This is a genomic window from Reichenbachiella agarivorans (assembly GCF_025502585.1).
GTDB lineage: Bacteria > Bacteroidota > Bacteroidia > Cytophagales > Cyclobacteriaceae > Reichenbachiella > Reichenbachiella agarivorans.
This window is the reverse complement of the sequence record NZ_CP106679.1, coordinates 3,152,761-3,166,892: the sequence shown is the minus strand read 5'-3', so window position 1 is coordinate 3,166,892 and position 14,132 is coordinate 3,152,761. Positions and strand designations below refer to the sequence as shown.

15 protein-coding genes are annotated in these 14,132 nt (G+C 42.4%); 6 read left to right on the top strand and 9 right to left on the bottom strand.

Annotation, left to right across the window (positions count from 1 at the left end):
• The first annotated feature begins 87 nt into the window (after positions 1-87).
• Positions 88-1,272, top strand: a complete 1,185-nt coding sequence (locus tag N6H18_RS13410) for an aspartate aminotransferase family protein (RefSeq protein ID WP_262308786.1) — start codon at positions 88-90, stop codon at positions 1,270-1,272.
• 63 nt (positions 1,273-1,335) lie between these two features.
• Here N6H18_RS13410 and N6H18_RS13405 read toward each other — a convergent pair whose 3' ends face one another.
• The 3 genes from N6H18_RS13405 to N6H18_RS13395 all read right to left on the bottom strand — a co-directional run bounded on the left by N6H18_RS13405 (position 1,336) and on the right by N6H18_RS13395 (position 5,090).
• Entirely contained in the window at positions 1,336-2,505 is a 1,170-nt protein-coding gene (locus tag N6H18_RS13405) for an aspartyl protease family protein (protein ID WP_262308785.1), read from the bottom strand.
• 97 nt (positions 2,506-2,602) lie between these two features.
• A complete protein-coding gene (locus N6H18_RS13400; RefSeq protein WP_262308784.1) occupies positions 2,603-4,495 on the bottom strand; it encodes a M23 family metallopeptidase in 1,893 nt (630 codons plus the stop codon).
• Entirely contained in the window at positions 4,482-5,090 is a 609-nt protein-coding gene (locus tag N6H18_RS13395; RefSeq protein ID WP_262308783.1) for a fumarylacetoacetate hydrolase family protein, read from the bottom strand. Before N6H18_RS13395 ends, N6H18_RS13400 begins: the two co-directional genes overlap by 14 nt.
• A gap of 192 nt (positions 5,091-5,282) precedes the next feature.
• On the opposite strand from N6H18_RS13395, the gene N6H18_RS13390 reads away from it, so the two are divergent.
• Positions 5,283-5,957 carry a metallophosphoesterase gene (locus N6H18_RS13390; protein ID WP_262308782.1) on the top strand — a complete coding sequence of 225 codons (675 nt, stop codon included), beginning with the start codon at positions 5,283-5,285 and terminating at the stop codon, positions 5,955-5,957.
• A gap of 6 nt (positions 5,958-5,963) precedes the next feature.
• On the opposite strand, the gene N6H18_RS13385 is transcribed toward N6H18_RS13390, so the two are convergent.
• From N6H18_RS13385 to N6H18_RS13370, 4 genes are read right to left on the bottom strand one after another with little or no spacing between them, the layout of a single operon-like run.
• On the bottom strand, positions 5,964-6,494 hold the full coding sequence (locus N6H18_RS13385; RefSeq protein ID WP_262308781.1) for an acyl-CoA thioesterase: 531 nt from the start codon (positions 6,492-6,494) through the stop codon (positions 5,964-5,966).
• 1 nt (position 6,495) lies between these two features.
• Entirely contained in the window at positions 6,496-7,014 is a 519-nt protein-coding gene (locus N6H18_RS13380) for a DinB family protein (protein WP_262308780.1), read from the bottom strand.
• Between the two features lie 3 nt (positions 7,015-7,017).
• The gene (locus tag N6H18_RS13375; protein WP_262308779.1) at positions 7,018-7,530 is read right to left on the bottom strand and encodes a gamma carbonic anhydrase family protein; all 513 of its coding nucleotides are present in this window, start codon (positions 7,528-7,530) and stop codon (positions 7,018-7,020) included.
• 20 nt (positions 7,531-7,550) lie between these two features.
• Positions 7,551-8,213, bottom strand: coding sequence for a pyridoxamine 5'-phosphate oxidase family protein (locus N6H18_RS13370; protein WP_262308778.1), 663 nt, complete (start codon positions 8,211-8,213; stop codon positions 7,551-7,553).
• 85 nt (positions 8,214-8,298) lie between these two features.
• Here N6H18_RS13370 and N6H18_RS13365 point away from each other — a divergent pair, with 85 nt between their 5' ends.
• The 4 genes from N6H18_RS13365 to N6H18_RS13350 all read left to right on the top strand — a co-directional run bounded on the left by N6H18_RS13365 (position 8,299) and on the right by N6H18_RS13350 (position 12,087).
• Positions 8,299-9,723, top strand: a complete 1,425-nt coding sequence (locus tag N6H18_RS13365; RefSeq protein ID WP_262308777.1) for an aminotransferase-like domain-containing protein — start codon at positions 8,299-8,301, stop codon at positions 9,721-9,723.
• A gap of 94 nt (positions 9,724-9,817) precedes the next feature.
• Positions 9,818-10,954, top strand: a complete 1,137-nt coding sequence (locus N6H18_RS13360) for an FIST signal transduction protein (protein ID WP_262308776.1) — start codon at positions 9,818-9,820, stop codon at positions 10,952-10,954.
• Positions 10,954-11,835, top strand: a complete 882-nt coding sequence (locus N6H18_RS13355) for a sensor histidine kinase (RefSeq protein ID WP_262308775.1) — start codon at positions 10,954-10,956, stop codon at positions 11,833-11,835. Before N6H18_RS13360 ends, N6H18_RS13355 begins: the two co-directional genes overlap by 1 nt.
• 120 nt (positions 11,836-11,955) lie before the next feature.
• Positions 11,956-12,087 (top strand): hypothetical protein, encoded by a 132-nt coding sequence (locus N6H18_RS13350; RefSeq protein WP_262308774.1) that lies wholly within the window; start codon positions 11,956-11,958, stop codon positions 12,085-12,087.
• A gap of 5 nt (positions 12,088-12,092) precedes the next feature.
• Here N6H18_RS13350 and N6H18_RS13345 read toward each other — a convergent pair whose 3' ends face one another.
• Positions 12,093-12,560, bottom strand: a complete 468-nt coding sequence (locus N6H18_RS13345; protein WP_262308773.1) for a CBS domain-containing protein — start codon at positions 12,558-12,560, stop codon at positions 12,093-12,095.
• 122 nt (positions 12,561-12,682) lie between these two features.
• On the bottom strand, positions 12,683-14,017 hold the full coding sequence (gene argH / locus N6H18_RS13340) for an argininosuccinate lyase (RefSeq protein ID WP_262308772.1): 1,335 nt from the start codon (positions 14,015-14,017) through the stop codon (positions 12,683-12,685).
• Between the last annotated feature and the right edge of the window lie 115 nt (positions 14,018-14,132).

Sequence of the window (14,132 nt, the reverse complement as noted above, 5' to 3'; positions counted from 1 at the left end):
ATATGAATTATTAGAACGTAAAAAACTCTTAATTAGGTTTAAATTGTGTCATTTTCTTACTGAAACCACTTCTTACGCCCAGCAATCATGAACAATAGACAGCTGTTTTCTAACCACTTAGGTCAAACTTCGCAATTTCCTCTAGCCATAGAAATCGAGAAGGCAGAAGGCATGTATATGTACGAAAAGAATGGAAAATCCTACTTGGATTTGATCTCTGGTATAGGTGTCAGTTGTCTGGGACATCGTCATCCGGACGTCATCCAAGCCATCAAAGACCAAACGGACAAGTACCTACATTTGATGGTCTATGGCGAATTTGTCGAAGCACCCCAAGTACAGCTTGCCAAAGCACTGAGCGACACACTACCAGACCATCTGGACAATGTATTCTTGGTAAACTCTGGAAGTGAAGCTACTGAGGGAGCACTGAAACTTGCAAAACGACATACAGGCAGAAGTAAAATTGTATCCTATGTGGACGCCTATCATGGTTCTACATCTGGAGCATTGTCTGTCTGTGGCAATGAAAACCTCAAAAATCCATTCAGACCCCTAGCTCCCAACACCTTTCAGATCAGGTTTGGAGAGAAAGAAGACCTCAACTTCATTGACACACAAACGGCAGCAGTGATCATAGAGCCTATTCAAGGAGAAGCGGGTGTGAGAATGACAGATACTCTCTATTTTGAAGCTTTGAGGTCTCGCTGTGATGAAGTGGGATGCTTGCTGATATTTGATGAAGTACAGTGCGGAATGGGCCGCAGTGGCAAATTCTGGGCATTCGAGCATTATGATATAGCACCAGACATCCTACTCTGCGCCAAAGGCATGGGGGGTGGCATGCCCATTGGAGCTTTCATTTCTTCCAAAGAAATCATGCATTGTTTGACACACAATCCCATCTTAGGTCACATCACAACTTTCGGAGGACATCCCGTGAGTGCAGCTGCGTCTTTGGCAACTGTCTCTCATCTGCTGCGCACCAACCTCATCGATCAAGCATCATCCAAGGGGGAGCTTTTCAAATCTTTGCTCGTCCACGATAAAATCAAGGAGGTGAGAGGTGTAGGGCTAATGCTAGCCGTAGAATTTGAGTCCTTTGACTTCCTCAAGGAACTGATTGATAGGTTGCTGGAAATGGGCTACTTGACAGACTGGTTTCTATTCTGCGACAACTCCATGCGAATAGCACCTCCTCTGATCATCGAAGAAGATGAAATAAAAATGGCTTGCAGTGCTATCCTACAAGCCATTCATGATGTCTCATAACAGGCAATCCAGACTGAGATGCAAGTTTGCTTTGCCTCTCTCCATCCTAGACTCCCGATAGATTTACAGCATCGCTCTCAATGTCAGATCAATGCTCTGTCCATCAATGACCAGTTGCAAAGTCTCTCCTGTTTGTCTCAGGGTTTTTCTCAACTCAGCCAATCCAATTGTAGTGGCCTTTTCACCATTGACAGACACTAGTTCTGATCCTACTTTGACCCCTAACTCAGATGCCGGGCTGTTGTCAAATACCTTATGAACCAAAACTTTTGTTTTGTCCTCACTCAACTGCAACTCTAAACCAGAGCTATTGATTCGAAAATTATCTTCATAGCTCTTGTTCTTTTCCCAATACATTTTTTTGCTATGGTAATCGTAGACGATATTGAACCTACGTAGGATACCACTGCCGATGATTCCTGCCACCTTCTTGTGGTTTTGAATCCCACTTGTAGCATGACTCAAGCCTACTGGCATATCACTAAAACTGAAATCAGCAAAGGAAAAACTCTTTACCAATCCACGGTGATGCTCATACTCCTTTTGTCCCAATCCAGCTACTAGATAGATATAACTATCCCCTACTTTAGAAGCCAATTTGTTGGCTTCTACAAATGGTGTATTAAAATCCACTGTAGCCTTGGCTCCTGTATCAATAAAAAACTCCCCTTTTACCGTCTCTCCGTTTTGCAAAACAATTGATGCCGGAATGTGAGGAATGTAAGAAGTCAGGTTGATATCAAATGATTTGCCTAAGCCTTGGTAAGTATATCCGGATGCATTGTACAGTTTGATTTGCATCTGATCATAATCCATGGACACAACGTAGTTTTTCAAAATATCATACCCTATAATCCCATCTATGTCCTTGCCGATGCTGATCTCAAGATGCAGCAAAGAGGTCTCATACACTTGGATGTTGTGAATAGGTGCCCCTCCTACTGTCAGTTCATTGTGTTTGACAAGTTTGCCACTGATTGTACCTTCAGCACTCATAGTCGTTGCATCAGAGCCAGACTCCATTCCTAGTTCTTTAGCCTTTTCGATGTTCAAGACTGTCAGACCGTCTCCTGTATCGAATATAAAATCTAATTCTTCTGAACCATTGATTTTGACTTTGATGAAACTATGGTCACCATATTGTTCGAATGGAATGGTTGCAACTGGCGTCTGCCCCAACGCTGCTCCAGCGTACAACAACGCGGCAATTACAAATCCTAGTTTTGTTTTCATGTGTTAGTTCGTTTTTCGATGGGTTGAAATTAGCTTCAAATCGTTAGATTTCAAAGTCAGAGCATACAATTAGAGCATCTGACATAGCCTAATACGCTTAGTATCTTCGTTCAAAAACAGTCTCGTTTCCTGCAGAATCTTTGACACGGAGTACAAACTGGCCTGCAATTACTGATTTCTCATCTGACCAGATAAGTTTTCGTTTATAATCATAATTCATCAACAACCAACGGCCGTTGAGCTCGGCGCGAATCTCCCCTATGCCTGACATATCATCATCTATTTTGAATTGTACGCGCTGAGGTACTGTCTTTAGTTCCAAGATTCTTGGAGGCACATTGTCAGTGGCGATGGTATAGCGTACCAAATCTCGGGTCTTGAAATTGATACTGTGGTGATCCCACTCTCCTCCTACATAACTCAAATCACCACGAGAATTGACGCTATATACGCTGGCTCTTTCGGGATCATAGCTAAAGTCTGGATAAAGTGTCACGTCGATGTACTTTCTCAGAGGTACTTCGGCAGTATTGAGATCAAAGACTTCTAATACGCCACTTTCACCCAATGTGTATTTGTAACGCAAATAGGTCGTATCGAATAATGATTCTCTTGGAAACAAAATTTCAATGTTCTCTCCCGAATATTTGAATGTGCGCCCGCTAGGAATCATAGTTGCATAATCAAACCGTTTGGTATCATCACATACCTGAACCGAATCTGGTAGCCCCTTTCTGAGATCCCATAGATAATAACCGTTATTGAGGACGTCATAAGCCATCTGGGTGGTTCCTCCTCCATATTTCAAAAACAACTGAGCTTCACAATAACTGTGTCCTGTCAAATCAGCTTTTACTTCCAACAGATTATCATACAAATCAGACTCAGGCTTCTTCTTGCTCTGAGCCATCTGGTACTTCCTGATATCTCCATTGGTGTCATTGACTACAAAGCGATATTGGCTGATATTGCCATAACTATCCTCTAGTCGGATGTCCAGTTGATGCTTTTGCAAATCCATGATTCTAAACATCCCCTTCATGTTATTGGTACGGTATATATCCAAGTCATTCCCTTCATCTACGTACAACTTGTTGAATCTTCTGCTGCCTTGCACCGATGCTTTGTAGTTGGTATGTACCAAAATATTGCGCTGCTGGTAGAATTCCATAGAAGAAATGTCTTGCTGAAAAACCACATCTCCATCCAAACTCAGTGTCTGTCGAGGAATACCGTTGTGATTGTGCGCTCCATTAAACATGTCATAGGCATAGATCTCCACACCAATCTTACCATAGAGTGAGACAGGGGCATCCAAGACAGGATTACCACTTTTATCTATGATCACATTGAATTCGAATCTGCCAAACATCCCATTGATTCTTGCCTTGGCATCCATGGTCACGAAGGCAACTTTCGAGATCGTGGGAGGGATTTTGTCTTTGATTTCGTCAAAACCGAAGGCCAAGGGATCTAAAATTTTATGCAACTTGTCTCTAATTTCAAAATGCAAATGTGGCCCAGAAGAAGAACCTGTATTGCCTGATTTTGCGATTTCATCTCCTTGTTTGAAACGAAATTGATCCGATTTGGGAAATAAATTTACCTCAAAGCTCTCTTGCTCATATTGCTGCTCTCTGACATAGGCCGCTATCTCTGGGCTAAAGTACTCCAAATGAGCATAGACAGTGACTGAATTGTTGTGAGGATGAACCAGGTAGATGGCATTGCCATAGCCTGTCGTAGATACACTGACGCGTTGTACATACCCATCTGCTGCTGCGTAGATAGGCAAGCCTGTTGTGCCACTAGTTTTGATGTCGATACCTGCATGAAAGTGGGTAGATCGCAACTCTCCCATAGTACCTGCCAAATAATTCACTTGATTCGGTCTGACTGGAAACAGGAAGTCTCCCCGCTTAGGACCTTGTGCCTGCGACCAAAAAGAAAAACCAATAAAAAGGAAAACAAGGAAATTATTTAATCTCAAAATCCATCACTTTTTCGTCCTCAAGAAATGCTTCTAGGCGATTGCCAATGTGTACTGGCCCAACGCCTTTGGGTGTCCCTGTAAAAATCAAATCCCCTTTCTTCAAAGTGAAAAATTTGGATACATAACTCACTATAAAATCAATATCAAACATCATCAAACGGGTATTCCCATTTTGTACTTCCTTGCCATCTATGTTGAGACTAAAATTGAGATTGCTCAGATCATAGCCCTCCGTAGAGCGAAACTCAGAAATCGGAGCAGATCCATTGAACCCCTTGGCGATATCCCATGGCAATCCTTTGTTCTTCAGTTTGGTTTGTAAATCACGTGCTGTAAAATCGATCCCTATCCCGAATTGGTCATAATATTTGTGTGCAAACTTGGGTTCAATGTTTTTACCTACTCTAGAGATGCGAATTACCACTTCTACTTCGTGGTGAATATCCTTGGTAAAATCAGGATAATAAAATGCATCATTGTTGCGCAAAAGTGCGGTATCAGGTTTAGAAAAAACAACAGGCTCATCTGGCTTTTCATTGTCCAGTTCCTTGATATGTTCTACATAATTCCTCCCTATTGCCAGTATTTTCATCTTCTTGTCACAGTTTATTATACTACGGATGCTAAGATCAATGAACTCAGGTAGAATGTAAAAGTATTTGGAGAGAATTATTGATGGAAATTTGTCCAGAAACAATCTTGCACACAAATAAGTCAATTGTATCTTCGCTCATATCAAGACACAGCCATAATTTTACCCTTTCATTCACTCAAAAAAGCAAAAATGCCTAGAAAACTAGCTATCGCCGATATACATGGATGTACACAGAGTTTCAAGCATCTGGTAGAAGATGTAGTGGCACTCCAAAGTGATGACACCTTGTATCTACTGGGTGACTATGTAGACAGAGGGTTGGATTCAAAAGGAACTATCGACTACATAGAAGAGTTGCGACGAAACTACACAATCAAAGCTTTGATGGGTAATCATGACCTGATGATGAAAAATGCCCTTGAGGGTGGGCCAAAATACGACCATTGGTTCAAGGCTGGTGGCGAAGAGACCTTGCATAGTTTTGGCACTACCGATATCAAAAAAATCCCAGACTGTTACTTTGATTTCATCGATACCTTGGATCTTTTTTATGAAACAGAAAACGCTTTTTTGGTTCATGCTGGCTTCAACTTTGACGTACCATTTAGAGACGATACAGAAGCGATGCTATGGACTAGAAATGAGCGAGTTGACCTACAACAGACCCATGGCAAAAAGGTAATTCACGGACATACACCCAAAGCTGTCATGCAGATCATCGATGATATTCGGTTGGGCGCAGACAACATCTGCATTGATGCGGGCTGTGTGTTTGATAGCAAGGACGGTGTACCAATGGGACATTTAACCTGTCTTGATTTAGACACCATGGTGTTGCAGTTTGTAGGACGTATAGAAGACTAATCAGGTTTAGTAGTACCTAATCTGCTTATTTTTTACCTCCTCTTTGACTTCTTGCAGACGTTGATCAAAATCAATCGGATGATCGACATAGTCATTGAAAGAAACCGTAGAGAGAAACTCCATCAGCTTGGCAGGATGCTCCGTGGATTTCCCTTGGTTATCCACAAAACGAAGTTTGCTCCAGAGGATATTTTTGAGCTGCGTCTCGTCATCATTGATCATAAAATACTCTACCAATACGGAGTGGCTATCGTACCAAATGATACGAGACAACAATTTGACCCACTCTCCCATGCCAGCAGGTCTCAAGTAAGATATTTGGTGATTGTACACGACCCATACCGCATCAAAAGCGCGATAAATCTCCGAATTTTGCAGACCATATAGTTTGGGCACCTGGTCTTCTCTGCCGTTGAAGTAGTAATCAAAATACTTGGCGTTGTTTAAATGACGAAGTGGATCACAGTCCTGAAAACGGATCACAGACCTTGTTTTGGTCGTCTTTTCGTACTTTTTGTTGGGGTCGAATTCAAACATGCTATAAGTACCTCTCTTTTAAAATCATTAAATGATGTGCCAAATGCCCAGCGACAATGTAGACGATGGCACGTGCTGATGTATCTGATCCATTGGCAGAACCTACCCTCGCTAAACTAGCAGCATTGAGATTCTGAATCATGCTCATGTTGGCATTTCTGACCTGAATAAACTCGGTGATCAAATCCTGAATCGTATTGGCCGTATCATCAGCATACACCACATAATCATCCTCACTAAACCCTGGCAATTGCGTCTTGTCTCCTCTGGCAATGGCCATGGCACGGTAGCCAAATACCCTCTCTGCATCTATAAGATGTCTGAGCATTTGTTTCATCGTCCATTTACCTTCTTCGTACGCATACTCGATCTTATCCTGAGACAAACCCTCATAGAACCTCACTACTTCATCTCTCTGCGTTTTGAGATATTGCATGATGTCCCCTTCTTGGATTACCTCATCCACATAGCCTTGATAAAAGGCATTGTATTCAGCTGCATTGGGTTTTGCTATGTTCATATGTTATTGTTTGTACCAACTTGAGTATTTCAAATAATTGCCTGCTATTCTTTGAATCTCGGCAGTTCCTTTTTCTCCGATGTCTTTGACCTTCTTAGCTGGGTTGCCTACATAGACCGATCCTGGCTCGATGATGGTGTTTTCCAATACCACCGCTCCAGCACCAATGATAGACCCTGCCCCTACCACGACATGATCCATCACGATGGCACCCATTCCGATCAGCACATTGTCCTCTAGCGTACAACCATGGACAATAGCATTGTGACCAATCGAGACATGATTGCCTATCACAGTAGGGGCTTTTAGGTAAGTACAGTGAATCATGGCATTGTCCTGTATGTTGGAGTTATTGCCAATCGTGATGGAGTTTACATCTCCTCTCAATACGGCGTTGTACCATATACTACAATTGTCTCCCATGGTGACGTCACCGATGATGACAGCAGTCTCTGCAAACCAACAATTGTCGCCATACTGTGGCGTCTTTCCTAAAAGCTCTCTGATCAAAGTCATAAATTGTGTTTAGAACAAATCTATTGTTTTGACTTTTCCCATGCAAGGTGTGCGGCCTTACTTCCTTCAATTCCTTCCTTCAACAATTGATCAGCTACTGGCTTGTCATAAATTCGCTTGATCGGCAATTGTCCAGCCCAAATATCCAAATCATAGTCTTCTTGGTCATCTACTGGGTCGCCGGTTCTGATTTTGGCGGATGCTGACTCGATATCTATCTCCAGCACCGAGGTAATATCAAGCTCTTTCTGATTGGGCTGTCTCACTTCATTCCATCTCCCTTCTAGAAAATTCTCAGTAATGAGTCTCAATGCTTCGTTTTTGTCCTCATCACTGACTACTTCGTGTGCAGTACCATAGATGATGGCGGATCTATAATTGACTGAGTGATGAAAAGCAGATCGCGCCAGCACCAAACCATCCAAATGCGTGACACAAAAACAAATCGGCGTTCCTTTCTTGGTTTCTTGTATGGTGCGGCTCTTGACCGAACCATGGATGTACAACTTATCCCCTTGGCGGGCATAGGCAGTTGGGATCATAAATGGTGCGTCATTCATCACAAAACTGATATGACACAAAAAACCAGCATCTAGGATCTCATAGATGGCCTTCTTGTCATAAGTTCCTCTTTTGGCTCCTCTGACTATTTTATTTCTTGATTCTTTGGCAAACTCTGACATAGTACTTTTGTTTATGTTTTCACAAATCTAAAATCAAAGTGGCTTATCATTGTACTCCAGTTTGCAACAAACAGATGGTCCAGATATGCTACCTTGGAAATCCATAATCACAATCAATCCGAACTCTAAAAGAGCCATCTACCTACAACTGGCAGATGCCTTCGTGCTCGAAATTATGAATGGCAGAATTGCTACTGGTTCCAAATTGCCTAGCAGTCGACTTCTTGCAGAAACCTTGACGCTCAATCGAAAAACCATTCTTTTAGCTTATGATGAACTGATGGCGCAGGGCTGGACAGAAGTTCATCCTTCGAGAGGCACATTCGTCAAAAAAGACCTTCCTGTCACCCAGCCCAAAGGTCTGAATCGGAAAACTGCCGTATCAAAACCTAACAAGTCTACTATCACCGCCAACAAAACCTACCAAATCACTGAAGGCACGCCAGATTACCGCATAGCACCTATAGAGTTGCTTTACAAAACTGCCAAATCACTCACTAAGGGAATATTAGCTAAGTCTGTATTGACGGGCAATCATTTCGAAGGAGAAATCAATCTACGCAACTCGCTGTGCAAATATCTCCACGAAACGCGTGCTCTTAATCCAAGTATCGATGAGATCATGATCACCAGAGGTAGTCAGATGTCTATTTTTCTAGCACTATCTTCGATTCTACATTCGGGAGATCAAGTCATCGTAGGCAAGCTCAACTACGGATCTGCCAACCGAACAATCCAGCACTTGGGTGGCAAGTTGGTTGAAGTAGATCTTACGCCCGAGGGTTTGGACATTGAACAAATAGAACAGGCAGTCCAACTACATAAAATCAAAGCTATCTACATCAGTCCGCACCATCACTACCCTACGACAGTCACCATGCCTATCGAGCATCGATTGAGGTTGCTGGAGTTGTCTATACAGCATGATTTCTACATTTTGGAGGATGATTATGACTTTGACTACCACTACAATGGCTCTCCCATCTTACCCATTGCCAGTATAGACCAAGGTCAGCGGGTCATTTATATTGGGTCGTTTAGCAAGATTTTTGCTCCCTCCATACGAATGGGCTACATGTATGCCGACCCAAACATCATAGATCAATGTCGCGACATCAGAAAACTCATAGACAGACGAGGTGATCCAGTGCTCGAAAAAGCGCTTTCAATCCTGATCGAGGAAAAAGAAATCCATCGATCCATCAAAAAAGCCGTGAACATCTACCGACACAGACGCGACCTCTTTTGCCACCTGCTCAAACAAAAGCTAGGGGATGAGATTCAATTTAACATCCCTGATGGAGGCATGGCAATTTGGGCTACCTTCAAAAACATACAGATCAATGATCTGATCAAAGAATGTAAGAAAGTCAACCTACATCTGGATATTGATACCTATCATGAAACAAACAAGTGCAGACTGGGATTCGCGTCCATGAACAACCAAGAAATTGCGCAAAACCTCAATCTATTTTGTTATGCTATTGTGCAGCTTCTAAAGAAAAATTAATGATTTTGGAAGTCCCAAAACAGCAGAATTATTATATTGACTTTTGATACATTGAACCCTGGGCTTCATCGCCTAAATCCATACCAACTCATCAATGATAGTAGAGCAAATCAAGTGGTCTGAACAAGATCACTGGCAGTATGTAGCAGATAAAAACCTTGGAGAACGTGCCAATCTCGTTTTCGCCTTTGGTCCAATCGACTTGATTAGACATGCAGAAAGATATGCTGAACTCAAGACACGTTACCCACATGCTGACATTATCACTTGCTCTACCAATGGTGAGATACTCAACCATACCATTTCGGACAACTACATTATTGTTTCTGCTATTTTGTTTGAAAAGACAGTCGTACAAGCGCTACAGGTAGACATCCAAGATGTAAAGGACAGTTTTGATGCAGGCACACACCTCTCAGCTGATTTGGACAAAGATTTAATTTCCAACCTAATCATCATCGGAGATTATCAAAAAATCAATGGATCCGATCTACTCACTGGGATACACATCAATCTATCAGAACATGTACCCATCACGGGAGGCATGACAGGTACACGCAACTCTTCCGTCCAATCACTGATAGGACTCAACGGTCCTCCCAAAGAAGGCAGAGTCATAGGGATAGGATTCAGTGGAGAAGACCTGCAAGTCGTGCATAGCTTGGATAGTGCTTGGTCTTCTTTTGGTGCAGAAAAAACCATCACCAAAGCCACAGACAACCGTGTCTATGAAATAGACCATAAAAGTGCCAGTCATTTTTATACCCAATACCTCAATGGCCTAGTTGATGATGTAGTCCAAGACAGCATCTTTTATCCATTAGGAATCAAAAAGAAGGGTGGATCCAAACGAATCGTCCGTGGTGTAATAGCCTTCCACGAAGATGAATCGATCAGCTATGCTGGTAACTTCAATGAAGGCGACAGCATCCGCATGATGAAGACCAACATATCATCACTGATTCGATCTTCAGAAACAGCAGCTGAATTGGTTTTGAACAAGTTGAATTATGAAAACCCTGACTTTGTACTGATATTTAATTGTGTAGGTAGACGAAATGTTTTGAAAGATTGGACTCTCGATGAAGTAGAATGTGTAAATTCGAAATTTGGGAGTAAAACTCCCATGATAGGATTCTATTCGCACGGAGAAATATCACCATGCACACCCCAAACAAAAAGTGAGTTACACAATCAAAGTGTAGTTATTACAGCATTTAGAGAAGCCTAATGGATTCCGTAAAACATAACGACCTACTACAGAAGCAAATCAAAAAATACACCAAGGGGTATCCCATACCTACTGAATTGATGCCTCTGCTAGACAACATCAGCGAAACCTACGACAACTTTGAGCGAGACCAAGAACTCATCGAGCGCGTCATGAATGTGAGCTCGGAAGAGTTGCTGGATGCCAACCAAGAACTAAAAAAAATCAATGAAGAAATGGATCGTTTCGTATACAGCACCTCTCACGATCTGCGGGCTCCCCTCCTCTCTATTTTGGGATTGCTCAACATCATTGAAAAAGAAAACAAACAGTATGATATACAAGGCTATCTCAAACTACTCAGAGATAGTACGGTCAATCTAGACAAGTTCATCAGTGATATCATCGACTATTCTAGAAACTCTAGATTGGATGTAGAAAAGAAAGAAGTAGATATCGCTGAGATCATCAATGAGTCGTTTAAGCACCTCAATTATCTACCAGGCTGCTCAACCTTGCTCAAATTGGTCAACATAGATGCCAAGGAAAAGTTCTACTGCGACCAGCGTAGACTCACCATCATTTTCAACAACCTCATCTCCAACGCCATCAAATACCAAAACACCAACATCTCAGATAGTTTTGTCAACATAGAGGCCGTCATTGATGAAAAGCAAATGAAAGTTGAAATAGAAGACAATGGAATAGGAATCGAACAAACCTACCTGCAAAAAATATTCGACATGTTTTACAGAGCAAGTCCAGACTCCAAAGGCTCGGGTTTGGGATTGTACATTGTCAAGGAAGCCATCCAGAAGCTGGAAGGTCAAATCTCCGTAGACTCCACTTTTGGCATGGGAACCAAGTTTACCATCATCATTCCTAACTTGGAGAGACACTGATTATGCACGACACTAAGTGTCAACTGCTTACACCAACCACTACGCATTTTACCTATTTATTAGGATTATAACATTTCGGTATGGTTTTGTCTATGTCAGTGGAAATAAAACATCCCGAAAATGGACACGATAGAAATAGTAGCCATTGGTTGGTCAGTAATTGCTTTGATTCTTTTTGGCATCCAGGCCAATCAAATACATATTGACAACAAAGAAGATCACTGGCATATAAAGCAAGAAAAAAAGCACTAGGAGACCTAGTGCCAATTTTCGCTTTTCAAATTCTTTACCGCCCGCATGACGTCCTTTTGACTGATCTGACCGATCAGCCTGCCATGATCATCTTGCACAGGGAATCTCCGAATCTTCATCTCCAAAAACATCTTGGCCGCTTCAAGTATATTGGTATCGGGATGAATCCTGATCACATTGCTAGCCATGTGATCCTTGACCTTACCTCCCAAAATCGGCAGATTGTGGTATTTGCCTTTGACGACTTCTTTGAGGCAATCGCCCTCTGAGATCACACCGACCAGTTCGCCCATGTGATTGACCACTGGTGCTCCCGATATGCGATGAGTTAACAATTGATCTACTACCTCCATGATAGATTGCTCGGGATCGAAGGTTATCAGTCTGGTGGACATATAGTCCTTGACCGAAATAGCTTGGGTTTCGATGACAACAGGTTTTACCTCTTGTACACCTCGATAGTTCTTAACCATAACTTTGGATTTTAGGTGGATAGATAAGATAATAAATCGAATCCTAAAATCCTAGAATCACAACATATAAGTCATTGAAATAAAGACAAATAACAATTAACCTTGTCAATAAATAACATTCTCTACCCCACCAACTTCTTCAAAGCCTCTTCTGCCTTCTCAAATCCAAAGCCAGCCAACACGGCTTTTAGTTTCGCTTCTACTTGATCATTAGCTGGATTACCTATGCTGCCAAGATGGGTGTGATTCACTTCCTTGGAGAGCTTGTCTGAGCCTTCTTGGATCGCCTTGCCGACTTGGATGTAAGCATCTCTGAATGGCACGCCTTGCAGCACCAATCTGTTCACCTCTTCTACACTAAACAAATCCTTGTACTTCTCATCCTGAACGATCCCGTCTTTCACCTTGATGTTCTTCATCGCAAAGATCGCTATCTCTAGGGTTGACTTCAGTTCGTAAAATGCAGGTAGAAAAGTCTCCTTGATCGTCTGCATGTCTCTATGGTAACCAGACGGCAAATTGGTCGTGATCAGACTGATCTCAGTGCTCAGTGCCTGCAGCTTGTTCATCTTGGCACGGATTAGCTCAAACACGTCTGGATTTTTCTTGTGCGGCATGATGCTCGATCCTGTGGTCATCTCGGCTGGCAACTCTAGAAAACCGAAGTTCTGAGAATTGTACAGGCATATATCCATGCTCATACGAGAAAGCGTCGATGCGATGCTGTTCATGGCGAAAGCGACGGTCTTCTCGACCTTGCCTCTGCTCATCTGTGCATAGACGACATTGTAGCTCAGGTCATCAAAGCCCAACAGGTCAGTTGTCATTTGTCTATCCAAAGGAAAGGACGAACCATAGCCTGCACCAGAACCTAAGGGGTTCTGATTCGTCACTTTGTACGCTGCTTGCAACAGGTGCAAATCATCTGTCAAACTTTCCGCATAGGCACCAAACCACAAGCCAAAAGAAGATGGCATGGCTACTTGCAAATGTGTATAACCAGGGATCAAAATATCTTTGTGTTGCTTGCTCAGGTTGTTGAGGGTTTCGAATAGCTCTGTGACCAGCTCGGCAATCGTTTTGATTTCGTGTCGGATGAATAGACGCAGATCAACCAAAACTTGGTCATTGCGAGAGCGTCCGCTATGGATTTTCTTGCCAGTATCTCCCAGTTTGCGGGTCAGCATCAATTCCACTTGTGAGTGTACATCTTCGATCCCTTCTTCGATGACAAAATCACCTGCTGCGATCACTTTTAGTATCTCCTTGAGTTCAACTTGTACCTCTGCCAATTCAGGTGTGGTGAGCAATCCAATGCTTTCGAGCATGATGGTGTGCGCCATCGATCCATAGACATCAAAGGATGCTAAGAGCAAGTCCAGTTCCCTGTCTCGTCCGACGGTGTAGTTTTCTATGTCCTTAGATACTTCTGTATTGCCTTTGTCCCAAAGTTTCATGTTGTATTGCTTTATTATTGACCTACGTCCTGTTATCAAATATTGAAATACTTTCATCGAAAGTATTTCTTTGTTATTTCTCCTACGTCGAAATGACAGCTTTATGCTTAAATAT